The 26,353-nt window shown below is 74.5% G+C and carries 19 protein-coding genes; 15 read left to right on the top strand and 4 right to left on the bottom strand.

The features are described from left to right. Positions 1–87 precede the first annotated feature (87 nt). Positions 88–1,383: an amidohydrolase gene (locus tag CP977_RS31705; protein WP_152371303.1), complete on the top strand. Its 1,296-nt coding sequence runs from the start codon at positions 88–90 to the stop codon at positions 1,381–1,383. 42 nt (positions 1,384–1,425) lie between these two features. Here CP977_RS31705 and CP977_RS31700 read toward each other — a convergent pair whose 3' ends face one another. After that, a complete protein-coding gene (locus tag CP977_RS31700; RefSeq protein ID WP_062759967.1) occupies positions 1,426–2,892 on the bottom strand; it encodes an aminotransferase class I/II-fold pyridoxal phosphate-dependent enzyme in 1,467 nt (488 codons plus the stop codon). 270 nt (positions 2,893–3,162) lie between these two features. Here CP977_RS31700 and CP977_RS31695 point away from each other — a divergent pair, with 270 nt between their 5' ends. The 3 genes from CP977_RS31695 (at position 3,163) to CP977_RS31685 (ending at position 8,597) form a co-directional block, all read left to right on the top strand. Further along, a complete protein-coding gene (locus CP977_RS31695) occupies positions 3,163–4,947 on the top strand; it encodes an N-acetylglutaminylglutamine amidotransferase (RefSeq protein WP_062759966.1) in 1,785 nt (594 codons plus the stop codon). Further along, positions 4,920–7,124: a S9 family peptidase gene (locus tag CP977_RS31690; protein WP_152371302.1), complete on the top strand. Its 2,205-nt coding sequence runs from the start codon at positions 4,920–4,922 to the stop codon at positions 7,122–7,124. Before CP977_RS31695 ends, CP977_RS31690 begins: the two co-directional genes overlap by 28 nt. A gap of 378 nt (positions 7,125–7,502) precedes the next feature. Continuing rightward, positions 7,503–8,597, top strand: a complete 1,095-nt coding sequence (locus CP977_RS31685; protein ID WP_062759964.1) for a carboxylate-amine ligase — start codon at positions 7,503–7,505, stop codon at positions 8,595–8,597. 31 nt (positions 8,598–8,628) lie between these two features. Here CP977_RS31685 and CP977_RS35010 read toward each other — a convergent pair whose 3' ends face one another. Next, a complete protein-coding gene (locus CP977_RS35010) occupies positions 8,629–9,231 on the bottom strand; it encodes a ferredoxin (RefSeq protein WP_236072161.1) in 603 nt (200 codons plus the stop codon). Positions 9,232–9,322: 91 nt separating this feature from the next. Here CP977_RS35010 and CP977_RS31675 point away from each other — a divergent pair, with 91 nt between their 5' ends. Then, positions 9,323–9,760: an HflX-like GTP-binding protein gene (locus CP977_RS31675; protein ID WP_234363700.1), complete on the top strand. Its 438-nt coding sequence runs from the start codon at positions 9,323–9,325 to the stop codon at positions 9,758–9,760. A gap of 57 nt (positions 9,761–9,817) precedes the next feature. On the opposite strand, the gene CP977_RS31670 is transcribed toward CP977_RS31675, so the two are convergent. Next, positions 9,818–11,302: a dienelactone hydrolase family protein gene (locus CP977_RS31670; protein ID WP_152371301.1), complete on the bottom strand. Its 1,485-nt coding sequence runs from the start codon at positions 11,300–11,302 to the stop codon at positions 9,818–9,820. A 172-nt stretch (positions 11,303–11,474) separates the two neighbouring features. Here CP977_RS31670 and CP977_RS31665 point away from each other — a divergent pair, with 172 nt between their 5' ends. From CP977_RS31665 to CP977_RS31630, 8 genes are all read left to right on the top strand, one after another. Next, on the top strand, positions 11,475–12,494 hold the full coding sequence (locus tag CP977_RS31665) for a MerR family transcriptional regulator (RefSeq protein ID WP_167309014.1): 1,020 nt from the start codon (positions 11,475–11,477) through the stop codon (positions 12,492–12,494). A gap of 202 nt (positions 12,495–12,696) precedes the next feature. After that, positions 12,697–13,464, top strand: coding sequence for a GntR family transcriptional regulator (locus CP977_RS31660; RefSeq protein ID WP_152371300.1), 768 nt, complete (start codon positions 12,697–12,699; stop codon positions 13,462–13,464). Positions 13,465–13,506: 42 nt separating this feature from the next. After that, on the top strand, positions 13,507–13,734 hold the full coding sequence (locus tag CP977_RS31655) for a 4Fe-4S dicluster domain-containing protein (RefSeq protein WP_030313017.1): 228 nt from the start codon (positions 13,507–13,509) through the stop codon (positions 13,732–13,734). A 14-nt stretch (positions 13,735–13,748) separates the two neighbouring features. Continuing rightward, positions 13,749–15,095: an ABC transporter substrate-binding protein gene (locus tag CP977_RS31650; protein ID WP_152371299.1), complete on the top strand. Its 1,347-nt coding sequence runs from the start codon at positions 13,749–13,751 to the stop codon at positions 15,093–15,095. A 56-nt stretch (positions 15,096–15,151) separates the two neighbouring features. Continuing rightward, positions 15,152–16,015: an ABC transporter permease gene (locus tag CP977_RS31645; protein ID WP_199834682.1), complete on the top strand. Its 864-nt coding sequence runs from the start codon at positions 15,152–15,154 to the stop codon at positions 16,013–16,015. Beyond that, complete coding sequence (locus tag CP977_RS31640) at positions 16,012–16,794, top strand: ABC transporter ATP-binding protein (RefSeq protein WP_109184707.1); 783 nt, start codon at positions 16,012–16,014, stop codon at positions 16,792–16,794. The genes CP977_RS31645 and CP977_RS31640 overlap by 4 nt, the downstream gene beginning before the upstream one ends. 62 nt (positions 16,795–16,856) lie before the next feature. Further along, the gene (locus CP977_RS31635) at positions 16,857–19,595 is read left to right on the top strand and encodes a fumarate reductase/succinate dehydrogenase flavoprotein subunit (RefSeq protein WP_244412641.1); all 2,739 of its coding nucleotides are present in this window, start codon (positions 16,857–16,859) and stop codon (positions 19,593–19,595) included. 187 nt (positions 19,596–19,782) lie between these two features. After that, positions 19,783–20,559, top strand: a complete 777-nt coding sequence (locus CP977_RS31630; protein WP_062760473.1) for a VOC family protein — start codon at positions 19,783–19,785, stop codon at positions 20,557–20,559. Positions 20,560–20,739: 180 nt separating this feature from the next. On the opposite strand, the gene CP977_RS31625 is transcribed toward CP977_RS31630, so the two are convergent. After that, positions 20,740–22,224, bottom strand: coding sequence for an MFS transporter (locus CP977_RS31625; RefSeq protein ID WP_152371298.1), 1,485 nt, complete (start codon positions 22,222–22,224; stop codon positions 20,740–20,742). A 110-nt stretch (positions 22,225–22,334) separates the two neighbouring features. Between CP977_RS31625 and CP977_RS31620 the strand changes: the two genes are divergently transcribed. Together CP977_RS31620 and CP977_RS31615 are read left to right on the top strand one after the other, a co-directional pair. Beyond that, a complete protein-coding gene (locus tag CP977_RS31620) occupies positions 22,335–22,838 on the top strand; it encodes a MarR family winged helix-turn-helix transcriptional regulator (protein WP_062759957.1) in 504 nt (167 codons plus the stop codon). A 291-nt stretch (positions 22,839–23,129) separates the two neighbouring features. Continuing rightward, positions 23,130–26,111, top strand: a complete 2,982-nt coding sequence (locus CP977_RS31615; RefSeq protein ID WP_152371297.1) for a carbohydrate binding domain-containing protein — start codon at positions 23,130–23,132, stop codon at positions 26,109–26,111. The last annotated feature ends 242 nt before the right edge of the window (positions 26,112–26,353 follow it).

Here is a 26,353-nt window from a genome sequence, read left to right as displayed (position 1 = left end):
GAAGAAGCGGCCGTTCCGGGCATCGTGCGCGCCGGACGTGGAAGACGCGGGGTGTCGGCGACCGTTCGCATCGGAGGAGACCCCCTCATGTCCCTTACCCCGGAAGCCCGTATCCCGGAAGCCGGTGCTCCGGAGGCCCGTGTCCCGGAGTCCGTGTACGCCCGTGTCCGGGAGGAGGTGGCCGCCCGGGCGGACCGCATCTGGGACGTGGGCCTCGCGCTGCACCGCGAACCCGAGACGGCCTACGAGGAGCACGGCGCGTCCCGGCTCCTCGCGGACGAGCTGGAACGGGAGGGTTTCCGGGTGGAGCGCGGCGTGGCCGGGCTGCCGACCGCCTTCACCGCGCGGGCGGGCGGAAAGACGGGCGGAGAAAGCGAAGAGGGCGCGGCGGACGACGGGCCGTGCGTCGCGCTGCTGATGGAGTACGACGCGCTGCCGCTGCTCGGTCACGCCTGCGGGCACAACCTGATCGCGGCGGCCGGCCTCGGCGCGGCGCTCGCCGCGCGGGCGGCGCTCGACGGGGGCGAGGACGGGGCCGGGGACGGGACCGGGGGGACGCTGCTCGCGGTCGGGGCCCCGGCCGAGGAGCGCGGCGGCGGGAAGGTCGCGGAGGTGGAGGCGGGCCTGTTCGAGGGGGTGGACGCGGCGCTGATGTTCCATCCCGGCGTGTACGACTGGAGGTGGGCCCCGCTGACGGCCAGCGCGCAGATCAGGGTGGGGTTCCACGGGCGGTCCGCGCACCCGACGGGCAACCCCACGGAGGGGATCGACGCGCTCGGCGCCCTGATCCAGCTGTTCAACGCGCTGGGCGTGCTGCACAAGCGCCTGCCGGCCGGGTCGCACGTCCAGGGGATCGTCACGGACGGGGGCCGGGCCACGAACATCGTCCCCGAGTACGCGGAAGGCCTCTTCGGGCTGCGCGGCGGGACCACGGCCGCCCTGGAGGAGCTGGTGGAGGAGCTGCGCACCTGCGCCCGGGGCGTGGCCCTCGCCACCGGGACGACGGTGGAGGTGACCGGCGTGGGCGGCCGGTACGAGCACTTCCGGGACAACGACGTGCTGTCCGGGCTCTTCGCCGGGCACCTGGAGCGGGCGGGGATCGGGATGGCGGAGCCCGTGCCGGGCGTGTACCTGGGGTCGTCGGACATCGGGAACGTCAGTACGCGCGTACCGGCGATCCATCCGTTCGTCGCGATCATGGACGCGGACGGCTCGGACCACACGCCGGAGTTCGCGGAGGCGGCCGCCGGGCCCCGGGCGCGGCGGGTGGTGCTGGCGGCGGCCGAGGCGCTCGCCTGCACGGCGGTGGACGTCCTGCTGCGGCCGGAGGTGCCGGAGCGGGCCTGGGACCGCTTCCGGGAGAAGGCCGCCGCGGGGCTGTGACGGGGCCCGGCCTCCCCGGCCCCGGGGAGGCCGGGCAGCCGGTCAGTCCTCGACGGTCACGCGTACGGTCCCGAGACCGGGGTCGGCCGCGTCCGGTACGACCATCCCGGCCTCGACGCCGCTGCTCAGGTACCGCAGGACCTCGGCGTTCAGCTTCTCGCCGGGCAGGGCGGCGGGGATGCCGGGCGGGTAGGGCGTGAGCATCTCGGCGACGACCCGGCCGACGGCCTTCTCCCGGGGCACCTGCTCGACCCGCCCGAAGAAGGCGTCGCGCGGGAGCATGACCTGCTCCAGGCGCAGGTCCGCCGGGTCGGGGACCTCCACCCGGGGCGCGGGGCGCAGTTCGTCGGCGTGCGCGGCGGCGTCGCGCAGGGCGTCCAGCAGGAGCTGGGCGCTGTGGATGTCGTCCGCGTGGGTGAGCTGGGCGCTGGTGCGGCGGTGGTCGGACAGGTGCAGGTTGACGTGGTGGCGCTCGCGGATCCAGTCGGCGATCCGGTAGCCGGTGGTGTCGAGGCCGGTGATGTCGACGATGACCTGGAGGGGGTCGAGGTCGGCCGCGCGGCCGGGTCCGCAGAAGTCGTCGCGCCCGTGGACGCGCAGGCCGGCGATGCCGTCGATCCGGGTCCGTACCGTCTTGGCCAGGGAGAGCGCGTCGTCGTAGAGGGCGTGGCCGTGCTGGGCCATCTGGCGGCGCCAGCCGTCGAGGGCCGCGTACACGAGGACGGAGGGGCTGGTGGTGCCCAGGAGGTCCTCGCGGTTCTTGAGGACCTCGGGCTCGATCAGGTCGCCCTGGAGGTGGAAGACCGAGCCCTGTTCGAGGCCGGAGCCCATCTTGTGCACGGAGGTGACGCACAGGTCCGCTCCGGCGTCCATGGCCCAGGTCGGCAGGTCCGGGTGGAACGGCAGGTGGGCGCCCCAGGCCTCGTCGACGATGAGCGGCACGCCGTGCTCGTGGCACGCCTCGGCGATGGCGGACAGGTCGGAGCAGGTGCCGTACGGGGTCGGTGTGGTGACCAGGGCGCCCCGGGCGTCCGGGTGCTCGGCGAAGGCGGCGCGGAAGGCGTCGGCGGACGGCGGGTGCGCGAGGTGGAGCCCGGCATCCCACTGGGGGTCCACCCAGACCGGCACGATCCCGGCGAGCACGAGGCCGGACACCACGGACTTGTGCGCGTCCCGGCCCACGAGAAGCTTCTCGTGGGGTCCGGCGACGGACAGCATGGCGGCCTTGACCGAGAGCGAGCTGCCGCAGGTGGAGAAGAAGGTGTGTTCCGCGCCGACGGCGTCGGCCATCAGCTCCTGCGCCTTCTCCAGGACGCCCTTGGACGACGTGCGGTCGTCGAGGCCGCTGGTGGCCAGTACGTCGGACCGGAAGACGGCGTCCCCGAGGACCGCCCGCACGCGGGCGTCCGCGCCGCGGCCCTGCTTGTGGCCGGGCGGGGTGAAGGGGGTCTGGTTCTCCGCGTGGTAGGCGGCCAGCGCGTCGAGCACGGGTGCTTGTGAATGGTCCATGCTGCTTCGACTGCCCCACTGAATGGGACAAAAACCCCAGGTGGCGGGGACGGAGGGTGTGTGCGGCGTGACGCTCCGGAAGGCATGATCCCCGGCCGGCCGGGCACTCGCGATACGGAGCGGGTCGCCGTGTGCCCCGTACCGAGGGGCGTGCGGGCGCCTGCTCCCTGTCTTCGAGGAGTCTGCAGTGAGTGATGCACATGAGGTCGAGGAGGGCTGCGAGGCCCCGGACATGCCGGGGGCGGCGGGGGCACGACGGACGGGTGTGACATGTGCGGTCTGAGCGGTGAGATTCGTTTCGACGACCGGCGGCCCGACGTGGCCGCGGTGGAGCGCATGACCGACCGTCTGGCGGCCCGGGGCCCCGACGGACGGGGCGTCTGGTCGCAGGGCCCTGTGGCCCTGGGGCACCGCCGACTCAAGATCATCGACCTGTCCGAGCGCGGCGCCCAGCCGATGGCGGACGCCGAGGCCCGGCTCACGGGCGTGTTCAACGGGTGCGTGTACAACTACCAGGAGCTGCGGCGCGAGCTGGAGAACCTGGGGCACCGGTTCTTCTCCACCTCGGACACCGAGGTGGTCCTCAAGGCGTACCACCAGTGGGGCGTCGACTGCGTCGACCGCTTCATGGGCATGTTCGCGTTCGCCCTCGTGGAGAACGACACCGGTCGGCTCGTCCTGGCCCGCGACCGCCTCGGCATCAAGCCGCTGTACCTGTCCCACGCCCCCGGCCGGCTGCGGTTCGCGTCCACCCTGCCCGCACTGCTCGCGGGCGGCGGCGTCGACACGTCCCTGGACCCGGTCGCCCTGCACCAGTACCTGAGCTGGCACGCCACGGTGGCGGCCCCGCGGACCGTCCTCAACGGGGTGCGGAAGCTGCCGCCCGCCACGGTGCGCGTGGTGGAGCCGGACGGCACGTACCGCGACCGGGTCTACTGGCAGCCGTCGTACACCCGCCGCGACGCGTACGCGGGCATGGACGCGGCCGACTGGCGCGACGCGGTCCTGGACGCGCTGCGGACGGCGGTGCGCCGCCGGATGGTCGCCGACGTGCCGGTCGGCGTGCTGCTCTCCGGCGGCCTCGACTCGTCCCTGATCGTCGGGCTCCTCGCCGAGGAGGGCCAGAAGGACCTGGCCACGTTCAGCGTCGGCTTCGAGTCGGAGGGCGGCGAGGAGGGCGACGAGTTCTTCTACTCGGACCTGGTCGCCCGGCGCTACGACACCGCGCACCACCAGCTGATGGTCCCCTCGGACCGGGTGTCGACCGCCCTGGACAGCGCGGTCCTGGCCATGAGCGAGCCCATGATCAGCCATGACGTGGTGGCGTTCCACCTGCTTTCGGAGCTGGTCTCCAAGGAGGTGAGCGTCGTCCAGAGCGGCCAGGGCGCCGACGAGGTGTTCGCCGGCTACCGCTGGTATCCGGACCTGGCGTCCGTGCCGCGCGAGCGGGAGCCGGAGCAGTACGCGGAGGTGTACTTCGACCGTCCGCACGCCGACTTCGCCCGGATCCTGCAGCCGCACCTGCTGACCGGCCAGGACGAGTCCGGCCGGTTCGTCCGCGAGCACATGGCCGCGCCGGGGGCCGAGACCGCGCTCGACGCGGCGCTGCGGCTCGACACCCACGTGATGCTCGTCGACGACCCGGTCAAGCGCGTGGACAACATGACCATGGACTGGGGCCTGGAGGCCCGGGTGCCGTTCCTGGACCACGAGCTGGTCGAGCTGGCGGCGGCCTGCCCGCCGGAGCTGAAGCTGGCCCAGGGCGGCAAGGGCGTCCTGAAGGACGCGGGCCGGAAGCTGCTGCCGCGCGAGGTCGTGGACCGGCCCAAGGGCTACTTCCCGGTGCCGGCCATCCGCCACATGGCGGGGCCCGTCCTCGAACGGGTGCGTCAGGCGCTGTCCGCGCCGGAGGCACGCGCGCGGGGCGTCTTCCGGGACGAGTACGTCGCCGAGCTGCTCTCCGCCCCCGACCACCACCGGACGAAGCGAGGAGCGAACGCCCTGTGGCACGTAGCGTTGCTGGAGATATGGCTGCAGACGCACGGGATCGACTGATCGGAGCGATGTCGGCGGCGCCCGCGCCGGTGCCGCTGGCCGACGCGGCCGGGACCCGCGACACGCCCCGGCCGCTGGTGGCGCACGGCTGCTGGTACCCGTCGGCGGACCCCACGGGCGAGTGGGTGGCGTTCATCTGCGACCGGACGGGCGTCCCCCAGCTGTGGACCGGGCTCGCCGACGGCTCGGAGATCCACCTCCTCGACGCGGACCCCGATCCGGTCACGGAGGTGTCCTGGTCCCCCGACGGACGGTGGATCGCCTACACGGTCGCCCCGGGCGGCGGCGAGCACACCCGTGTCCTGTGCGTACGGCCGGACGGCACCGGCCGCCGGATCGTGGCGGGCGCGGACGCGGGCAGCTCCGCCTATCTGGGCTGCTGGACGCGGGACGGCTCGGCCGTGGCGGTCACGGTGGCCGAGCCGCCTCCCCCGACGGGCCTCACGGTCCGCACGGTCCTCCCGGAGCCGTCCGCCCCGGACCACGGGACGGCGTTCGGGGACCTGCCCACGGGCTGGGCGGAACGCGACGGCCCGGCCACGCTGCTGGGCGGCACCGGGCACGGACAGGTGGGACCGGACGGCAGCGGTCCGGATCACGGTACGGGTGCCCCGGCGGGTCACGGTACGGGCGTCGCGGGCCGCGCGACGGACGGTCCGGTCCATGGGACGGCCGGGCCGGACGGCGAGGGGCCCGGGCTCGACGGCGGGGGGAGCGGCCTCGACGGCGGGGCTCCGGACCGCCTCACCGCCTATCTGGTCGACCCCTCCGGCCTCGGATCGCCCGTGCTCGTCGCCGCCGAGTCGGGGGCCGCGACGCTGCGGGTGTGCGACGTCAGCCAGGACGGGCGGCTCGCCCTGGTGCGCCGGGGCCCGCGCGGCCGGCGTGAGGCGGTGGTGGTGCGCACGGCCGACCTCGCGACCGGGTCCGTCCTGCGGGTCGGCGACGGGGACCCCTGGATCGGCCGGTTCTCGCAGGACGGGCGCACCCTGTGGCTGCGGAGCGACCACGAGCGGCAGTTCGCGGCGCTCCTCGCGGCGACGCTCGACGAGGACGGCGGGCGCGTCGGCCTGTCCGTGGTGGCCGAGCGCGAGGGCAGCGACCTGGAGCTCCTCGCGTTCGCCGAGGACGGGCGCACGGCCGCGCTCGCGTGGAACGTGCGGGGAGCGAGCGAGCTGGAGACCCTGAGCCTGTCCACGGCGGCCCGGCCCCGGAGGGTGCCGCTGCCGCACGAGGTGGTCACCCGGATCACCCGGGCCGGACCGGCCGGCGGCACGGTCCTCGCCCTGTCGGGCTCGCAGCGCCGCCCGGGCGTGTGGTGGGCGCCCCCGGGGGGCCTGTCGGCGCGCACGCCGTGGTCGTCGCGGGACGAGGACGCCGTGCCCCCGGGCAGGCCGCCCGTACGGCCCGTACCGCTGCGGCCGACGGCCCGGGACGGGGTGCGCCTGGGCGGCTGGTACTACCGGGCGGCCGGGCGCGACGCCGGGCGCCCGGGCCCGTGCGTGATCCATCTGCACGGCGGGCCGGAGGAGCAGGAGCGGCCGGTGTTCGACCCGCTGTACCACGAGCTGCTCGGCCGGGGCCTGGACGTCTTCGCGCCCGACGTGCGCGGCTCGTCCGGCTGGGGCAGGTCGTTCGTGGACGCCGACCTCGGTACGGGGCGGTTCGCGGCGATCGACGACGTGGCCGACTGCGCGGCGCACGTGGTCCTGGACGGCCTGGCCGATCCGACGCGCCTCGCGGTGATGGGGCGCTCGTACGGCGGCTATCTGACGATGGCGTCCCTCGTGTGGCACCCGGAGCTGTTCCGCACCGGGGTCGCGGTGTGCGGGATGTCGGACCTCTCGACGTTCTTCGCGGGGACGGAACCGTGGATCGCCGAGTCTGCGGCGCACAAGTACGGGCATCCGGTGCGCGACCGGGAGCTGCTGCGCTCCCTGTCCCCCATGAGCCGGGTCGACGCGCTGCGGGTCCCGCTGCTCGCGGTGCACGGCGAGCACGACACGAACGTCCCGCCGGGCGAGTCCGAGCAGATGGTGCGGGCCGCGCGGGAGCGGGGCCTGCCGGCCGAGATGCTCACGCTGCGCGACGAGGGGCACGAGTTCCGGCGGGCGGACAACCGGCGGCTGTTCCGCCGGACCGCCGCCGACTGGATGCAGCGGCACCTGGGCCTCTAGGGCCTGTCCGGCGGATCGGGGCCGGACAGGCCGCGGCGCCCGGTGCATGGGGTCTCCCCGGGCCCGCAAGGGCCTGGGGAAGCATCGCAAGGCGCCGGAGCGGGTCGATGGCGGAGCTGTCGGGCCGTTTCGGCAACGCGGCGTGGGGGCACCTCCCGTGCCCGAAGGGCTACGGGGGAGCCGTGCCGGGCGTCGCGGCCCCGGCCATGATCCGCCGGACACGCCCTAGGGGGCGTCCGGCACCGAGGGCACGGTCGTCGGCACGGCCGGTGACGCGTTCCCTCACGGTCCGCAGCCGGGCGGTGCCGTCCGCGTGACCTGCGGAAAGCGGTGCCCGCCGGACCGATTTCCCCGGCCGATCGGGGGTAGTCGGGGGGCATGATCACTATTGGGGTCGAGGAAGAGTACTTGCTGCTCGATCCGGACACATGCCTTCCGGTTCCACTCGGTGACCAGGTGCGCGCGTCCGCCGGACTGCAGCCGATCGTCGAGGTTTCCGAGGTTCAGTCGGAACTGCTCCAGGCGCAGGTGGAGGTCGCCACCCCGGTGTGCACGGACCTGGAGGAGGTCGGCGGCCACCTGCTGCGCCTGCGGCACGCGCTCGGGATGGCGGCGGAGAAGAACGGCTGTCTGCTGGCCGCCTGCGCGACCGCCCCCTACCGGGAGACGGCGCCCGTGCCCGTCACCCGCAAGGCCCGCTATCTGGCGATGTCCTCCCAGGCCCCGCAGCTCGTGGCCGAGCAGCTGGTCAACGGGATGCACGTGCACGCGGCCGTGCCGGACCGCGAGATGGGCGTCGCCGTCCTGAGCCGCATCCGGGTCTGGCTGCCGGTCCTGGTGGCCATGTCGGCGAACTCGCCCCTGTGGGACGGCGGCGACACCGGGTTCGCGAGCTGGCGCACGGTGATCTTCGGCCGGTGGCCGGTCAGCGGCCCCCCGCCGCGCTTCACCTCGCTCGCGGACCACGAGGAGCGCGTGCAGTCGCTGCTCGACACCGGCATCATCACCGACACCGGCCAGCTGTACTGGCAGGCCCGCCTGTCCGACCGGTATCCCACGGTCGAGGTGCGCTGCGCCGACGTGCAGCTGCGCGCCGACGAGGCGGTCATGTTCGCCGGGATCGTGCGGGCGCTGGTCGCCACCGCGATCGACGAGGAGAAGGCCGGGATGCCGCTCCCCGACTGCTCGCCCGAGCTCCTCCAGGCGTCCAACTGGCACGCGGCCCGGCACGGTCTGAGCGGTCTCCTGGTCGATCCGGAGGGGCGGTCGCGCCGGGCGGGCGACGTGCTGTGCTCGCTGCTCGAACACATCACGCCCGCCCTGGACGAGTCCGGCGACACCCGCGAGGTGACCTCCCTGCTGCACCGGCTGCTCCAGGAGGGCACCTCGGCCGACCGCCAGCGCCGCGCCCTGGCCGAGGGCGGCCTCCCGGGCCTCGTCAAGCTGATCACCACGGAGACGGTCGCGCCCTGATCACCGCGAAGGCCTTCCCTCCTCCGGCTCGTCACCGGAGCCGGGGAAGGGCTTCGCCGTCGCGCGGTTCGCGGCGCTGTTCGAGCCAGAAGAGGTAGCCGCGCAGATGGGCCTCCAGACCGCCGTCGATGTGGGCGACGAAGTCCCGGTGCCCCTGGGCCGCGTCGTGGTAGTGGCCGAGGTGGCGCGGATCGGCGTTGTCGCCCCAGTGGGGGTGGGCGTCCGCGCCCCAGTCGGCGGCGATGGCGACGGCCCACTCCCGGACACGGCCCCGGTCCCGCCACCAGTCGCGGACCGCCTCCACCGTCCAGTGGTCGTCACCGTCCCAGTTGTAGCCCCGGTACAGCTCCATCCGGCAACCGTGGATCAGATCCTCGGTCTGGTGCGCGTCGACCGGCTGGCGGTAGACGAACTCGAAGCCGAAGCCGCCGCCCAGGTCGTCGTCGTAGGCGATGTGGCCCGGGGCGTCCAGACGCCCGGTGGCCATGCTGTCGGTCTCGCCGGCGTAGAAGGGCCCGGGTACGTTGCGCCAGTTCCGCTGCTCCCACACGCCCGTGAAGAGTTGCTCCGCGGGCTCGTCGAGGCCCTCGACCACTCGTCGGGCCGTGGGCAGCGGGTTCCAGTATCCGGTCACGGCCCCATCCTGCACGGCGGCGTCGGACCCGGACGACGGCCCCCGGGAAAACACGTGTCGGCGCCGGTCGCGGTCGTCCTACCGTGGGCCCGTGCACCGGCATCGCGGACGTGACAGGCGCCCCGCCCCCCGGCGGCGGACGACGGGTGGCCCCCGGCCCGGCCGGCCCTTCGCCGTCGCGGGGGCCGACGTCGTGCTCGTCGGATACTTCCCCGCCGGGCAGCGGGACTTCGCCGCCCTGATGGACGCGGCGGCGGCCGACCTGACGGCCCGGGGCGCCCGGGTCGTGGCGCGCGCCGTGCAGCGTCGCGGCGTCTCCCGGGGCGGGGTGCGGAAGACGGGCCTGCCGCTCTCCCCCCGGACGCTCCTGGGTGCCGGGAAGGTCCGCGAGGTGGCGGAGGTCCGCGAGCGGACGGGGGCCGGCGCGGTGGTCTTCCTGAATCCGCTGACGCCTCGGCAGCACGGCATCCTGGCGGATTGCCTCGGCTGCCCCGTCGTCAGTCTCGCGGCGGCTCCGCCGCAGGTCTGACCAGCACCTCCGGCGCGCACGGTCGCCGTCCCGCCCCCGTGCGTACGCGCGTACCCCTCACTCCTCCAGCAGTGCCAGCACCGCCGCCATCGCCCGTTCCACCGCCCGGGCCGACTCCTCGGTGGGGTCGAGCAGTTCGAAGCTGTGGCGGCCGTGGGGGACGTCGACGGTCTCGACGCGCGCCCCGCGCTTCCCGGCGGCGGTCAGGAACTCCTCGACCGTCGCCGCGATCGCCGGGTGCTCCCGACCGGCCCGGGTCAGGACCACCGGCGGCCCGTCCGCCGTGCCCACCGCGTCGACCGGGCGGAAGCGGGGCTCCACCGCCTCCCAGCCGGGCAGCGGCGCGAGCATCGGGTAGGTGGCGGCCACGCACCGCAGCCACGGCGGGGGCGCGGCGAGCCAGTCCGCCGTGAGGAGTCCACCGCCGGAGAAGAACCAGAGCGCGATCCGCTCCCCGTCGACGCGCGGGTCGGCGCGGACGAGCGCGACGGCCTCGGCGAGGTCGTCGGCGGCGAGGGCGTAGTCGGCGAGGCCGTGGAGCCGGTGGTCCAAGGTGGCGCCGACGGCTCCGGCGCCCGCCGCGAGGCGCCCGTATCCCAGGAGGAACGGCGTGTCGCGCGGGGTGGGCCGCTGGTCGGGGTCGACCGGACCGCCGTGGACGAAGACGATCGCCGGCCGGGGGCCCTCGGCGTCCGGGAGGTGGAGGTCGACCCGGCCGTGCCGTTCGCGCGGGACCTCGGGGACGTCCCGTACCCCTTCGAGGAAGGGCCGGAAGTGCGTCGGCCGCTCGTCCGCGGGCGCGGTCACCCGGCGGCCCTCGCCCGCCGCCGCGAGGAGCAGCGTCTCCGCGAGCGCGGCGGGCGCGGAGAGCATCGGCCAGTGTCCGGTGGCGAGTTCGAGGAAGCGGATCCGGTCGTCGGCCAGCGCGCGGAACCGGGGCGGGCCCGACTCCACCAGCATCTCGACCATGGCGACGCTCGATCCGGCGGCCGTGCACAGGACACCGGTGACCGGCAGGGCGGAGGCCGCCCCGGTCAGGCGGAGCGGTGCGGTGAGCGTGTCGGCCGGCTGGGGCACGGCGAGGCGCTCCAGGCGTACGAGGGTCTCCTCGGGGACGCCTTCGAGGTCGCCCCACCGGGACCGGGTCTCCCGCGTCGGCGGCGGGACCCGTCCGTCCGCGCCGGCCCGGCCCCCGGGGTCGGGCACGGAGCGCTCGGCCGGCTCCCCGTCCTGCGGGAGGATCGTGTCCAGGGCGACGATCCGGGCGACCCGCCCGGGCCGCCGGTCGGCCGCGCCGAGCACCGGGTGGAGCCCGTACCCGTGGCCCACGAGGACCACCTCGGCCGCCGCGAGGCCGTCGATCAGCCGCACCAGGTCCTCGACGTGCGTCTCCAGGCCGATGCCGGTCTCCCCTGACAGGCCGTCCATGCCGGTCAGGGTCACCGGGTGCGTCTCGGCGCCCGCCCTCCCGAGCCGGGCCGCCGTCTCCTCCCACACCCAGCCGCCGGTGAAGCCGCCCGGTACCAGTACGAACGTCGTCATGGTCGTCTCCTCGCCTCTTTCTGGGGCCGTGTCGCCGCCCCGACGCTAGGAGCTCCCCCTGCGGGAGGTTCAAGGGCCGCCTCCGGCGCCCCCCGTCGGGGCGGCGGCCCCGGTCCGGCGTCAGAATGGGGGTGCTCGTGAATGGTCGGTCTCCTCCGGGGAGGTGCGTGTCGTGGTGTCCGACGGTCTGTGGAGCATCGGGGAGTTGGCGGCCCGCGCGGACGTCACCGTCAAGACCGTGCGCTACTACTCCGACCGCGGCCTGCTGCCCGAGGCGGCCCGCAGCTCCGGCGGGCACCGCCGGTACGGTCCGGGGGCGCTCGACCGGCTCCGCCTTATCCGTTCCCTGCGCGCGCTCGACCTGCCGGTGCCCGAGGTGGAACGGGTCCTCGACCGGGACGGGGTTCCCGCGGAGGTGATCGCGGACCGGCTGCGGGACGTCGGCTCCCGACTGGCCGCCCTGCGCTGGCAGGAGGCCGCCCTGCGGTCCCTCCAGGAGTGCCCCGCCGGGGAACGCGCGGACCGGGCACGGCTGCTGGGCGCCGTGCCCGCGCCGCCCGACACGGACGCCGTGGTCCGGTTCTGGCGCCGGATCCTGCCCGTGCGGCTGTCCGGTCGGGTGGTGTCCCTGGTCCTGGGCGCCGTGGTGCCGCCGCCCCCGGCGGAGCCGAGCCCCGCGCGCGTCCTGGACTTCGCCCGGCTGCACGCCCTCGTCTCCGGGCCGCTTCCCGGCGGCGCCGCGTGCCGGAGGGCGCAGCCGCTGCCGGAGGGCGCGTACCGGCCGGACGTGCTGTACGAGGGCCTGGCCGAGGCGTACGCGCTGGCCGGGGCGGAGGAGCGGACCGGGCAGTCAGGCGGAGCCCTGGAGTGCTTCGTCTCGGCGTACGCCACCGCGCAGGGCGTACGGGACACCCCGGACTTCCGGCGCGGTCTCGTCCCGGTGCTCGCCCGGGCCGACAGCGCCCTGATCCGGCGGTACTGGAAGCTCGCCGACGGCCTGTTCGGGCCGGACGAGCCGGTCCTCGGCGCCCTCCACCACCGACTCTCCGTCGCCCTGCTCCACGAGGTCGGCGGGCACGAGGCCGACAGGCACCCGCTCGGCGGGCACGCGACCGATGGACACGCAGTCGGCAGACACGCGAATGACGGACACGAGGCCGGCAGGCGCTCGCTCGGCGGACACGAGATCTGACGGACGCGGGCCCCCGGCAGGGACCCGCCCCCGGCCCCGATCCGCATCGTGGGCACCCGACCGTCCACGTGGTGGGCGGCCGGGTGGCGGGACTCCCCGTCCCCCCGACGTATCCGCTGGTCAGAGCGGTACGGAGGGTTCGTCAGGTGGCGCAATGTTGCGGCAACACCACCGGGGCCCGTCCGCCGCTACGTTCCGTGTCATGCCCGCCGAACCCGCTCCCGCCGCCCGCCCCGTCGCCGCCGCCCGTCGCCGGCGTCTCCGGGCGGACCGGGCGCGGCAGCTCGCCGACCTGCTGCGCCACCAGATCCTGGCGGGCGGCTTCCCCGGCGGGGTCCTCCCCCTGGAGGACGTCATCGCGGCCGACTACCGGGCCAGCCGGAACACCGTGCGGCAGGCCCTCGACCTGCTGCGCGGCGAGCGGCTGGTGGACCGGCAGCCGGGGGTCGGCACGGTGGTGGTCTGCGAGAAGTACCCGCACGGCCTGGACCGGCTCCAGGGGCTCGCCGAGACCCTGCACGAGCACGGGCGGGTCACCAACGAGGTGCGGACCGTGGGGCCGGTCGGGGCGCCCGGCCCGGTGGCCCACCGGCTCGGTCTTCCCGATCACTCCGACGTACTGTGCGTCGAGCGGCTGCGGCGGCTCGACGGGCTGCCGCTCTCCCTGGACCTGTCCTACCTGCCGATGGACATCGGGGTCGAACTCCTCGACTGCGACCTGGAGAACACGGACGTCTTCCGGCTCCTGGAGCAGCTGACCGGCTCCCCGCTCGGGCACGCGGAGATCACCCTGGAGGCCGTCAACGCCGACGCGCACTCCGCCGCCGTGCTCCAGGCCCCGCGCGGGGCGGCCGTCCTGATGCTGGAGCGGCTGACCTGTCTGCCCGACGGGCGGCCGGTGGACCTGGAGTTCATCCGCTTCCGCGGCGACCGCATCACCATGAGCGGCGTCCTGCGCCGCGCCCTCTGAACCGCACCTGCCCCGAACGACACCCCTTCCCTGGAGACAGCCATGCCTCTGGTCCCCCAGCGCGCCGACGTGCCCGTGACCATCGACGAGTCGAAGTGCATCGACGGCTGCACGCTCTGCGTCGACATGTGCCCGCTCGACTCGCTCGCGATCCGCGAGGAGGACGGCAAGGCGTACATGCACGTCGACGAGTGCTGGTACTGCGGCCCGTGCGCGGCGCGCTGCCCCACCGGCGCGGTCACCGTCAACATGCCCTACCTGCTCCGGTGAAAGGCCGAACCCCCATGTCGACAAGAAGACTCGCCCTTCCGCTCGCCCTGCTCCTGCTGCCGCTCGCCACCGCCTGCGGGACCGGCACCGACGGCGGGGCGGGCGCGAAATCGGTCACGGTGACCGTCGGCTACCAGTCGAAGACCATCAACACCGTCACCGCCGGCACCCTGCTGCGCTCCCTCGGCCACTTCGAGGAGGAGCTCGCGGCGCAGGGCCGTAAGGACGGCATCACCTACCGGGTGAACTGGCAGGACTACGCGACCGGCGCCCCGATCACCGCGCAGATGACGGCCGGGAAGATCGACATCGGTTCGATGGGCGACTTCCCGCTGCTCCTCAACGCGGCGCGCGGCAAGCAGCTCAAGCAGTCGACGCGGCTGGTGTCGGTGACCGGCTACAACCTGCGGGGCGGCCTCAACACCGTGGTGACCGCTCCCGGTTCGCCGCTGCGGTCGCTGACGGACCTGAAGGGCCGCAAGGTGTCCACCAGCGTCGGCTCGGCCGCCGACGGCACCCTGGTCCGGGCCCTCCAGCGGGCCGGCCTCGACCCGGCGAAGGACGTCCGGAAGCTCAACCAGCAGCCGAGCGTGGGCGCTTCGGCCCTGGCGGCGGGCAGCGCCGACGCGCTGTCCCAGTTCGTCGCCTGGCCCGGACTGCTCGCCTTCCAGGGCCGGGCGACGGCGCTGTACGACGGGGCCGAGCTGGACCTGCCGACCTTCCACGGCGTGACCGTACGGGAGGAGTTCGCGAAGGAGCGGCCGGAGGTGCTCGACGCGTTCCTGCGCGCGCAGCGGCGGGCCACGGACGAGCTGCGCACCCGGCCGGTCGCCTCCGCCGAATCGGTGGCGAAGGAGACCGGGCTGCCCGCCGAGGTGGTCTACCTCTACAACGGCGCCCAGGGCATCGCCACCTTCGACCCGGCGCTCCGCCCCGAGCTGGTCGCCGCGCTCAAGGAGGACGTGCCGGTCCTGGCGGCGGCCGGACTGGTGAAGGAGGTCGACGTGGACGCCTTCGTCGACCCGGCCCCGCTGGCGCGGGCGGTGCCGGGCGCCGCGTACCCGGAGGCGGGCGCCCCGAAGCCGGAACTGTGGCTGAAGGGGCAGGGCTCGACCCGTACCTTCGACGGCCCCGGCGCCCTCCTGAAGGCGGTCCGGGAAGCCGGGGCGGGCCGGGTGCGGGCCGCGTACGTGCCGGACGCGGTGACCGGGACGCTCTGGTTCGCGGACCGGGCGGTGTGGGTGCGGGACGGCGGCGAGTGGCGCGCCTTCGTGACCCGGGCGGGCGCGGAGCGGTACGTCGCCGGGCACCCCGGCTCCCGGATCACCGGGTACGCGGAGGCCGTGGGGGCGGCGTCGTGAGCGCGGGACGGACCCCGTCCGTGCGCGCGGGCCGCCGTGCGGGCCCGTCGCGCGCGGTGCGCCGGCTCGTCCGGATCGCCTCGCCGCTCGCGGCCCTCGGCCTGTGGCAGCTGCTGACCTCCCTGGACGTCAACCTGTGGCTGCGGTTCGAGCAGTTCCCGACGGTCGTGGAGGTCGCCTCCGCGTTCGCCGACCGGGTCGGCACCGAGGCGTACTGGCAGGACCTCGGCCACAGTCTGCGCCGGATCACGGTCGGCTTCCTCCTGGCGGCCGTCCTCGGGGTGGCGGCCGGGACGGCCGTGGCCCGGTCCCGGTGGGCCGCCGACGTCCTGGGCCCGCTGGTGGAGGTGGTGCGGCCGGTCCCGGCCATCGCCCTGGTCCCGGTCGCGATCCTGCTGCTGCCCACCAACGAGCAGGGCATCGTCTTCATCACCTGCGCCGCCGCCCTCTTCCCGGTGCTCGTGTCGACCCGGCACGCGGTGCGGGCCCTGAGCCCGGTGTGGGAGGAGGCGGTGCTGACCATGGGCGGGAGCCGGGCCCGGGTGCTGTTCTCGGTGGTCCTGCCGGGCGCCCTGCCGGGGATCTTCGGCGGTCTGTCCGTGGGGATCGGCGTCTCGTGGATCTGTGTGATCTCGGCGGAGATGATCTCCGGCGAGTACGGGGTGGGCTACCGCACCTGGCAGGACTACACGGTCGTCGACTACCCCGGGGTCTTCGTCGGCATGGCCACCATCGGCGCGCTCGGCTGGCTGACCTCCACCGCCGTGGAGATGCTCGGCCGCCGGGTGACCTCCTGGCTGCCGCGCCCGGCCGAGCGGGGCGGCGCCGGGCCCGGCCGTGCGGCGGCCTCCCCGGCTCCCGCCCCCGCCCGTACGCCCTCCCGTTCCGTACCCCTGCCCGAGAAGGAGCCGGTGCCATGAGCGCCACGAGCACGGCGAGCGCCCGGAGCACCGCGGGCGCCACGGACGACACGAACACCACGGGCGCGGAACTCGCCCTGCACGGCGTGCGGTTGGGGCATCCGGACGGGTCCGCCGTGTCCGGTCCCGTGGGGCTGCGGATCGCGCCCGGCGAACTCCTCACCGTCGTCGGTCCCTCCGGCTGCGGCAAGACCACCCTGCTGCGCACGCTCGCCGGGCTGCTGCCGCCCCTGGAGGGGCGGGTCACGCAGGACGGGGAGGCGGTGCGCGGGCCCGGCGCCGACCGGGCGCTCGTCTTCCAGCACGACGCCCTGCTGCCGTGGCGGACGGTCCGCGCCAACGTGGAGCTGCCGCTCGCGATCCGCCGGGTCCCCCGGGCCGAGCGGCGCCGCGCGGCGGAGGAGTGGCTGGAGCGGGTCGGGCTCGCCGAGCACGCCGCCAGGCTGCCGCACCGGCTGTCCGGCGGGCAGCGGCAGCGGGTCCAGCTGGCCCGCGCCCTGGCGGGGCGGCCCCGCGCGGTCCTGATGGACGAGCCGTTCGGCGCGCTCGACGCGCACACCCGGGCCGGGATGCAGGACCTCCTGGTGGAGATCCTGCGCGGGACGGGCGCGACCGTCGTCTTCGTCACCCACGACGTGGACGAGGCGCTCCACCTCGGCGACCGGGTCGCCCTGTTCGCGTCCGGCGAGGTCCTGGACGTACCGCATCCGCGCGCGCGGGACGCCCTGCGCGCGCCCGCGACGGTCGCGCTGCGCCGCCGCGTCCTCGCCTCCCTCTGACGCCCCTCCGGCCGGCCCCGCCGGAGCCCTCCACACCCCTCCGTACCCCGAAAGGCACCCCCGTGGACACCCCCCTGACCGTCCCCGACCCCGCCGACGCGACCGAGCTCTCCTGCGACGTGCTGGTCGTCGGCGGCGGGACCGCCGGCACGATGGCCGCGCTGACCGCGGCCGAACGCGGGGCGAGCGTGCTGCTCCTGGAGAAGGCGCACGTCCGGCACTCCGGCGCCCTCGCCATGGGGATGGACGGCGTCAACAACGCGGTCGTGCCGGGCCGGGCCGAACCGGACGACTACGTCGCCGAGATCACCCGCGCCAACGACGGCCTGGTCGACCAGTCCACGGTCCGGCAGACGGCGACCCGGGGCTTCGCGATGGTCCAGCGCCTGGAGTCGTACGGGGTGAAGTTCGAGAAGGACGAGCACGGCGAGTACGCGGTCCGGCAGGTGCACCGGTCCGGCTCGTACGTGCTGCCGATGCCGGAGGGCAAGGACGTCAAGAAGGTCCTCTACCGGCAGCTGCGGCGGCGCGAGATGCGGGAGCGGATCCGGATCGAGAACCGGGTGATGCCGGTCCGGGTCCTCACCCACCCGGACGACGGGCGGGCCGTCGGCGTCGCCGGTTTCCACACCCGCACGGGCGAGTTCGTGATCGTACGGGCCGGGGCCGTGATCCTGGCGACAGGCGCCTGCGGGCGGCTCGGGCTGCCCGCGTCGGGCTATCTGTACGGCACCTACGAGAACCCGACGAACGCGGGCGACGGCTACGCGATGGCGTACCACGCGGGCGCGGCGCTCACCGGGATCGAGTGCTTCCAGGTGAACCCGCTGATCAAGGACTACAACGGGCCGGCGTGCGCCTACGTCGCCAATCCGTTCGGCGGGTACCAGGTGAACCGGCACGGCGAGCGGTTCGTGGAGTCGGACTACTGGTCGGGGCAGATGATGGCCGAGTTCGCGGCCGAACTCGCCTCGGACCGGGGGCCGGTGTACCTGAAGCTGAGTCATCTGCCGGAGGAGACCGTCGGCGCGGTCGAGTCGATCCTGCACACCACGGAGCGGCCCACCCGGGGCACGTTCCACGAGGGGCGCGGCCACGACTACCGGACGCACGACATCGAGATGCACATCTCGGAGATCGGGTTGTGCGGGGGCCATTCGGCCTCGGGGGTACGGGTGGACGCGCACGCCCGGACGACCGTGCCCCGGCTGTACGCGGCCGGCGACCTGGCCTCCGTGCCGCACAACTACATGATCGGCGCGTTCGTCTTCGGCGACCTGGCGGGCGAGGACGCGGCGCAGTACACGGCGTACGAGGGGGAGCTCGACGCCCGGCAGGTCGCGGACGCGCACGAGTTGGTCTACCGGCCGCTGCGGAACCCGTCCGGTCCGCCGCAGCCGCAGGTCGAGTACAAGCTGCGCCGGTTCGTCAACGACTACGTGGCGCCGCCGAAGACGGGCGCGAAGCTCTCCCTGGCGGTGGAGGCGTTCGACCGGATGTCCCGGGAGATCGCCGGGATGGGGGCGCGCACGGCCCACGAGCTGATGCGGTGCGCGGAAGTGTCGTTCATCCGGGACTGCGCGGAGATGGCGGCGCGGGCCTCGCTGGCCCGGACGGAGTCGCGGTGGGGGCTCTACCACGAGCGGCTGGACCATCCGGAGCGGGACGACGAGGGCTGGCTGCACCACCTGGACCTGCGCAAGGCGCCGTCCGGGGCGATGGAGTTCACGGCGCGGCCGGTGGAGCCGTATCTGGTGCCGGTGCCGGAGTTCGCGCCGCCGGGCGGTCCCGAGCGGCACCTGGGCGAGGTGGAGCTGGTGCCGGTGGCCACGGCGGGGCCCCGAGAGGCGGCCCCGGCGGCGCGGCCGACCGCTCCGTCGAAGGGGCCGGCGGCGGAGGACCCGACGGCGACGGCGGTCTCTCCCCGGCTCCTCGAACTGCTCGCTCTCGTCGAGGACTCCCCCGGTCTGGACGTGCTCGGTCCGTACCTGGAGGACCCCGATCCGGCGGTGCGGGCCGCCGCCGTCACCGCCCTCGGGGAGACCGCCCCGGCCGGGACCGGTCCGGCGCTCGCCGCGCGGCTGCGGGACGGCTCGCCCCGGGTGCGGGCCGCGGCGGCGGCGGCCCTGCGCGAGCTGGTCGAGGTGCTGCCGGCGGAGCCGGTGCTCGGGGACGGCCTGCGGGAGGCCCTCGGCGTGCCCGACCCGGCCGTGCGGGCCGCCGCGCTCGACGTCCTGCGGGCGCTGCGGCTCGGGGACGCCCCGCTGTACGCGGCGGCGCTCGCCGACGCGGAGGTGGACGTACGGGTCGGGGCCGTCCGGGCCCTGGTCTCGGTGGACGCGGTCGCGGAGCTGGCGCGGGCGGCCGCCGATCCGGCGCGCGAGGTGCGGGTCGCGGTGGCCCGGGGCCTCGCGGCCGTGCGCGACCCCCGGCCCGGTCCGCTCGGGCCGCTCCTGGACGACGCCGATCCGCTGGTCGGGGGCGCGGCCCTGGCCGCCCTGGCCGGTACCGGCTGCCCGCCGGAGTACGCGGAGCGGGCCGCCGCCGCGCTCGGCTCCCCCGCCTGGCAGGTGCGGGCCGGGGCGGCGACCGCGCTCCGGGCGGCCCCGGCCGCCCTCGCCGTGCCGGCCCTGGCCCCGGTGCTCGCGGACCCGAACGCGGACGTGCGGAAGGCGGCCGTCCTCTCGCTCCTCGCCCACCGGGACGAACCGGCGGCCCGGGCCGTGCTGGCCGGGGCGGCCGACGACCCCGACGCGGACGTCCGCGCCTACGCGGCCCGGGCGGCGCACGCGGTCCACTGACCCGTGTCCCCTCGGCCGGGTGGCGATCGGCGGCACGTGGGTGAATCCGCGCATGGGAACCGGCGGAACGGGGAAGGGGCGCACGGCACACTCTGGACGCAGGGGGCACTCCGGTGGGACGGACGCGCTCCGGACGCAGGACGACGAGGAGGTGGCGCCGGTGGCGGAGCCGACGACCGGAGAGGCCATGGGAGCTCCCTGCTGGCTGAACCTGTCCGCACGGGATCTCGGTACGGCGGAGCGGTTCTACGGGGCCGTGCTGGGCTGGTCCTTCCGGCGCGGAGCCCTCGGCGACGCGTACGCGGTGGGCGAGCGGGACGGGGTGCCGGTGGCCGGGATCGCGGCCGTGGCGGCGGAGATGCAGGTGCCGGTGGCCTGGACGGTGTTCTTCGCCGTCGACGACGCCGACGCGGCGGTCGGGCGGATCCGGGAGCGCGGCGGCACCGTCGGCGTGGGTCCGGTGGCGTTCCCGCCCCGGGGTCGCGCGGCGCTCGCCACCGACCCGGAGGGCGCGGCGTTCGCGGTGTGGGAGGGGCGGCGGGTGTCGCGCTGGGAGATCGGCGAGCGGAAGGCGCCGGCCTGGGTGGAGCTGCACACCCGCAACGCGTTCGACGCGGCGGTGTTCTACGGCGGGGTGCTCAGGTGGGCGGACGGCACTCCGGACTGCTGCGAGGTGTCGTACGAGGACGACCAGGTGGTGCTGCGGCACGACGGCGAGGCCGTCGCCCGGCTGAACAGCGGCCCGGTCGAGTCCGCCTCGCCCCGGCCCCAGCTGCGGCCGCGCTGGCTGGTGCGCTTCCGGGTGCCCGATCTGGAGGCGGCGGAGGCGGCGGCCCTGGAGCACGGCGGGTCTGTGGTGCCGGGCGGCGAGTGGGGCGGGGTGCGGCAGCCGGACGGCGGCGGGCGGCGCGCGGTGGTGCGGGACCCGGACGGGGCGCTGTTCACGCTGGAGGCGGAGGACTGAGGGGCGGTCCTTCCCGGATGTCCGTGAGGGTCCCGGCGGCCGTGTGGTGGATTCCACGGTCGCCGGGGCCCTTCGGCGTCCGGCGGGCGCCTCTGCGGCCGGCCGCCGGACGGGCGGGCGGTGCCGTCGCGGGATCCGTCCCCACGTGTCCCGCGACGGCGCCGCCCGGTCCGGGACGGGTCAGGCGGGGGCTTCGGCCTCGGAGGGGGCCCGTACGGCGGCGGTCCCGCTTCCTTCCGTGCCCGCGTCCACCGGGTCGGCGGGTCCGGCGGCGGCGAACCGGGCCGGGACGAGGGCGGCGACGGCCGCGGCCACGAGTCCGACGCCGCAGCCGATGAGCATGGCGACGCGGAAGCCGTTCTCGGAGGGCAGCGCGTGGCCGCCGAGGGTGGTGGTCATCTGGGCGAGGACGACGCCGATGACGGCGGCGGAGACGGAGGTGCCGATGGAGCGCATCAGGGTGTTGAAGCTGTTGGCCGAGGCGGTCTCCTCCTGCGGCACCGCGCCCATGATGAGCGCCGGCATGGCTCCGTAGGCGAGTCCGACGCCGGTGTTGCAGATGAGGGTGACGGCGAGCAGGCCCCAGGTGGAGCCCATCAGGGCGAGGGAGGAGCCGTAGCCGACGGCGATGACGAGGGCGCCGACGGAGAGGGTGACCTTGGGGCCGCGGGCGGCGGAGAGCTTGGCGCCGAGCGGGGCCAGGACCATCATCATCAGGCCGGCCGGGGCCATCCACAGGCCCATGGCCATCATCGACTGGCCGAGGCCGTAGCCGGTGGCCTCGGGGAGCTGGAAGAGCTGGGGGACGACCAGGGACTGCGCGTACATGGCGAAGCCGACCAGGACCGAGGCGGCGTTGGTCATGAGGACGACCGGGCGGGCGGTGACCCGCAGGTCGACGAGGGGGTCGGGGGTACGGAGCTCCCACGCGCCCCAGGCGAGCAGGACGACGACCGCGGCGGCGAGGAGGCCGAGGGTGGTGGCGCTGCCCCAGCCCCAGCTCGCGCCCTTGGAGACGGTGAGGAGGAGGGCGACGAGGCCGGTGCCGAGGCCGAGCGCGCCGGGCAGGTCGAAGCGGCCGGGGGCGGCGGCGCGGTGGCCGGCGGGGACGAGGCGGTGGATGAGGACGCCGACGAGGACGCTGAGGCCGGCGGCGACCCAGAAGAGGACGCGCCAGTCGGTGTTCTCGGCGACGGCGGCGGAGAAGGGCAGGCCGAGGGCGCCGCCGACGCCCATGGAGGCGCTCATGAGGGCGATGGAGCCCCCGAGCCTCTCCGGCGGCAGGATGTCGCGGAGCAGGCTGATGCCGAGGGGGACGACGCCCATGCCGAGGCCCTGGAGGCCGCGTCCGACGATCATCGGGACGACGGAGGAGGCGAGCGCGCAGACGACCGAGCCGGCGACGAGCGGGACCACGGAGGCGAGCAGGACCCGCCGCTTGCCGAGGGTGTCGCCGAGGCGGCCGGCGACGGGGGTGGCGACGGCGCCCGCGAGGAGGGTGGCGGTGATCACCCAGGAGGCGTTGGACGCGGTGGTGTCGAGCAGCTTCGGGAGGTCGCCGATGAGCGGCACCACCAGGGTCTGCATGAGTGCGGCCACGATGCCCGCGAGCGCGAGGACGCCGACGACGCCTCCGGGCCGGGCGTCGGGCTTGGAGCCGTCCACGGGTTCCTCCTCGGGTCTTCACGACGATGCGTATGCATCATGCACATTAATTGCTGAATACACAAACTATGCATGATGCACATTGCATCGCCGCAGGAGAGAATGCCCCCATGGACAAGCCCGTGGACGACCCCGTGGACAAGCTCGTGGACGAGTCGGCGAACAAGCCCACCCACCTGGTCGAGTTCGAGACCATGCTGCTCGGCCGGCACGCGCACCTGTACGCGCCCCGCTCCCGCGCGGGCGGCGGCCAGCTCGACCGCAGCGCGTACGTCCTGCTGAGCCGCATCCGCATGCACGGGCCGATGTCCATCGGGCAGCTCAGCGAGGCCTTCGGCCTCGACGCGTCCACCCTCAACCGGCAGACCGCCGCGATGCTGCGCGCCGGGGTCGTGGAGCGCATCCCCGATCCGGACGGCGGCATCGCCCGCAAGTTCCGCATCACGGAGGAGGGCGAACGCCGCCTGGAGGCCGACCGCGCCTCGAACGTCGCGGGCCTGGAGCGCGTGATGGAGCACTGGTCCCCCGAGGACGTCGCCCGCTTCGCCGCCTTCCTGGAACGCTTCAACCGCGACATCGAACGCTTGGAGGGCCGCCCCTGGCCGCGCCCCTGAGCGGGGCCCGGTCGCACGTTCGGCCAAGCAGGCACAGGAGGGTCGGAAAGTCTCACCGGCCCCCCGGGCACAGACGCGCGGACTCTCGCCCGCGGACGCCGCGGGCGCCTCAGCCATGCCCACCGGGGCGCGGCCCACCCTGCCGAAACCCTTTACGCAAGGGACGACCGGCGGTAACTTCCGGCCAGCGCAAGACGTTTCTGCAACTTTCCGATCGCGTTTACAACAGGCTTCGCCCTCCCTCCCGGGCAGAGGTCTGCCCGAACGCGCCTTCCCCGCCTGGAGATTCGGATGACACGCACCCGCCCACGGCCACCGGCGCGCCCCCTCGCCGTCCTGGTCGTCGCCGCCGCCGGCCTCGTCGGCCTCGTCGCCGCACCCCCCGCCACCCCCTCCCCGCACACCGCCCCCGTCGCCGCCGCCGTCGAGAACACGGCGACGGTCTACTACTGGACCAAGACGAAGAACTGGGCCCGGTACAACCTCCATTACGCGCCCGACGGCGGCTCCTGGACCAGCGTCCCCGGCACCGCCATGGAGGCCGCCTGTACGGACTGGGTGAAGAAGACCGTCAGCCTCGGCGCGGCCGCCGGCCTCCAGGCCACCTTCAACGACGGCGGCGGCACCTGGGACAACAACGGCGGCCGGAACTACGCCCTCGGCACGGGCTCCGTCACCGTCAAGGACGGCGTCGTCGCCCACTCCGACCCCTGCGCCGACACCCCGCCCGCCGAGTCCCGCACGGCCACCGTCTACTACTCCACCGCCTCCCTCGGCTGGTCCACCGCCAACGTCCACTACCAGCCGACCGGCGGCGCCTGGACGACCGCTCCCGGCGTCGGCATGCAGGCCGCCTGCGCCGGCTGGTGGAAGCGGGAGATCGACCTCGGGGCGGCCACCGGCCTCAAGGCCGCCTTCAACAACGGCAACGGCACCTGGGACAACAACGGCGGCTCCGACTACGCCCTCGGCGCGGGCGTCTCCACCGTCCGGAACCGGGTGGTGACGGCGAACGCCACCGATCCCTGCGCCGCCACCCCGCCCGACACCCAGGCGCCCACCGCCCCCGCCGGTCTCACCGCGACGGCCGACGGCACCTCCGTCCTGCTCGCCTGGAACCCGTCCACCGACGACCGGGGCGTCACCGCGTACCAGGTCACCCGTACCGGCGGCAGCGGCGGCACGTTCGTCACCGACGTCGGCTCCACGGTCTTCTCCGACACCGGTCTGGCCGAACGGACCGCCTACACCTACACGGTGCGGGCCGTGGACGCCGCCGGGAACGTCTCCCCCGCCTCCTCCCCCGCCACCGCGACCACCGGCGACGAGCCGGCCGGCCCGGCGAACGGCAGGCCTCTGGGCACCGACCCGCGCAAGGACCCGATCTACTTCGTCCTCACCGCCCGCTTCCACGACGGCGACCCGTCGAACAACCGGGGCGGCAGCCAGCACGCCAAGTCGGGCAACGCGGCCAACGACGACCCCATGTTCCGGGGCGACTTCAAGGGCCTGATCCAGAAGCTCGACTACGTCAAGGGCCTCGGCTTCTCGGCGATCTGGGTCACCCCGGTCGTCCTCAACCGCTCGGACTACGACTACCACGGCTATCACGGCTGGGACTTCTACAAGGTGGACCCCCGCCTGGAGTCGGCCGGCGCCTCCTACCAGGACCTGATCGACGCCGCCCACGCCAAGGGCATGAAGATCTACCAGGACGTCGTCTACAACCACTCCTCCCGCTGGGGCGCCAAGGGCCTGTTCACGCCCACCGTGTACGGCGTGCGGGACAGCCAGTGGAGCTGGTACTACGACGAGAAGCAGCCCGGCTTCGAGTACGACGGCCTGACGGTGGACCCGAAGAGCGGCAAGTCGTACTACAACGGCGACCTGTGGTCGACGGCCGAGCCGACCGGCAACACCTGTGTGAACTGGGGGAAGCCGACCGGCGGGAAGAGCGCCGAGGGCTACACCGTCTACAACTGCCAGTGGCCGAGCCCCACGTCCGGCATGTTCCCCAAGGACCTGTACCACCAGTGCTGGATCGGGAACTGGGAGGGCGAGGACTCCCGTTCCTGCTGGATCCACGAGGACCTGGCCGATTTCAACACCGAGAACCCGGTCGTCCAGAACTACCTGATCGGCGCCTACGACAAGTACATCGACATGGGCGTGGACGGCTTCCGCGTCGACACCGCCGTGCACATCCCCCGCACCACCTGGAACCGCCGCTTCCTGCCCGCCATCCAGGAGCGGGTGGCCCAGCGCCACGACGCGGAGGCCGCGAAGAACTTCTTCGTCTTCGGCGAGGTCGCCGCCTTCGTCAACGACAAGTGGAACCGCGGCTCGGTGAACCACTCGGCGCAGTTCTACACCTGGAAGGAGCGCAAGGAGTACGCCCTGGACGACGGCAGGGCCGCCCTGGAGATGTACGACCACGAGCAGCAGCGGGGCACGGGCGACCAGCCCACCTCCACCAACGCCTTCCTGAACGGCAACAGCTACCACGCGCCCGACCACAGCCGCTTCTCCGGCATGCACGTCATCGACATGCGCATGCACATGAACTTCGGCGACGCGCAGAACGCCTTCTCCAACGGCAAGGACTCCGACGACAGCTACAACGACGCCACCTACAACGTCGTCTACGTCGACAGCCACGACTACGGCCCCAACAAGTCGAGCGAGCGGTACGCGGGCGGCACCGACGCCTGGGCCGAGAACATGTCCCTGATGTGGACCTTCCGCGGCATCCCGACGCTGTACTACGGCTCCGAGATCGAGTTCCAGAAGGGGAAGAAGATCGACTGCGGGCCGTCCTGCCCGCTCGCCGACACCGGCCGCGCCTACTTCGGCGCGCACCTCGCCGGCTCCGTCACCGCCTCCGACTTCTCCGCGGTCTCGTCGGCGTCCGGCACCGTCGCCACCACCCTCCAGCAGCCCCTGGTCCGGCACGTGCAGCGGCTCAACCAGATCCGCCGGGCGATCCCCGCGCTCCAGACGGGCCAGTACTCCACGGAGGGCGTCTCGGGCGGCATGGCGTTCAAGCGCCGCTACACCGACGCGGCCACGGACAGCTTCGCGCTCGTCACGGTCTCGGGCGGCGCCACCTTCACCGGCGTCCCCAACGGCACGTACACCGACGCCGTCACCGGCGACGTCCGGACCGTCACCAACGGCACCCTGACGGTCACGGCGCCCGGAAAGGGCAACCTGCGGGTGTACGTCCTGAACGGGCCCGGCCGGATCGGCACCGCCGGACCGTACCTCAAGTAGCCGCCGGGCCCTGCCTCACACAACCGCTGGTACAGACCTGGAGGGGCGGACAAGGCCCCGGGAGCGGAGGGCGCACGCCGTCTTCCGCTCCCCTCCCCCGGTGGACATCCGTCCAGGAAATCCGGCCCTTCCGGCGCCATAGGTCAACAGTACGTAACGCGAACAGGCTTCTCGGACAGAACACTTCCTTCCGGGGAGCGATTCTGGGATCTTGCGTCCACCCCACACATCACAGGGCCCGG

The sequence above is a fragment of the Streptomyces cinereoruber genome (genome assembly GCF_009299385.1).
GTDB lineage: Bacteria > Actinomycetota > Actinomycetes > Streptomycetales > Streptomycetaceae > Streptomyces > Streptomyces bikiniensis.
Note: the sequence above shows the minus strand (reverse complement) of the source record. Positions and strands in the feature narration are given on the sequence as shown.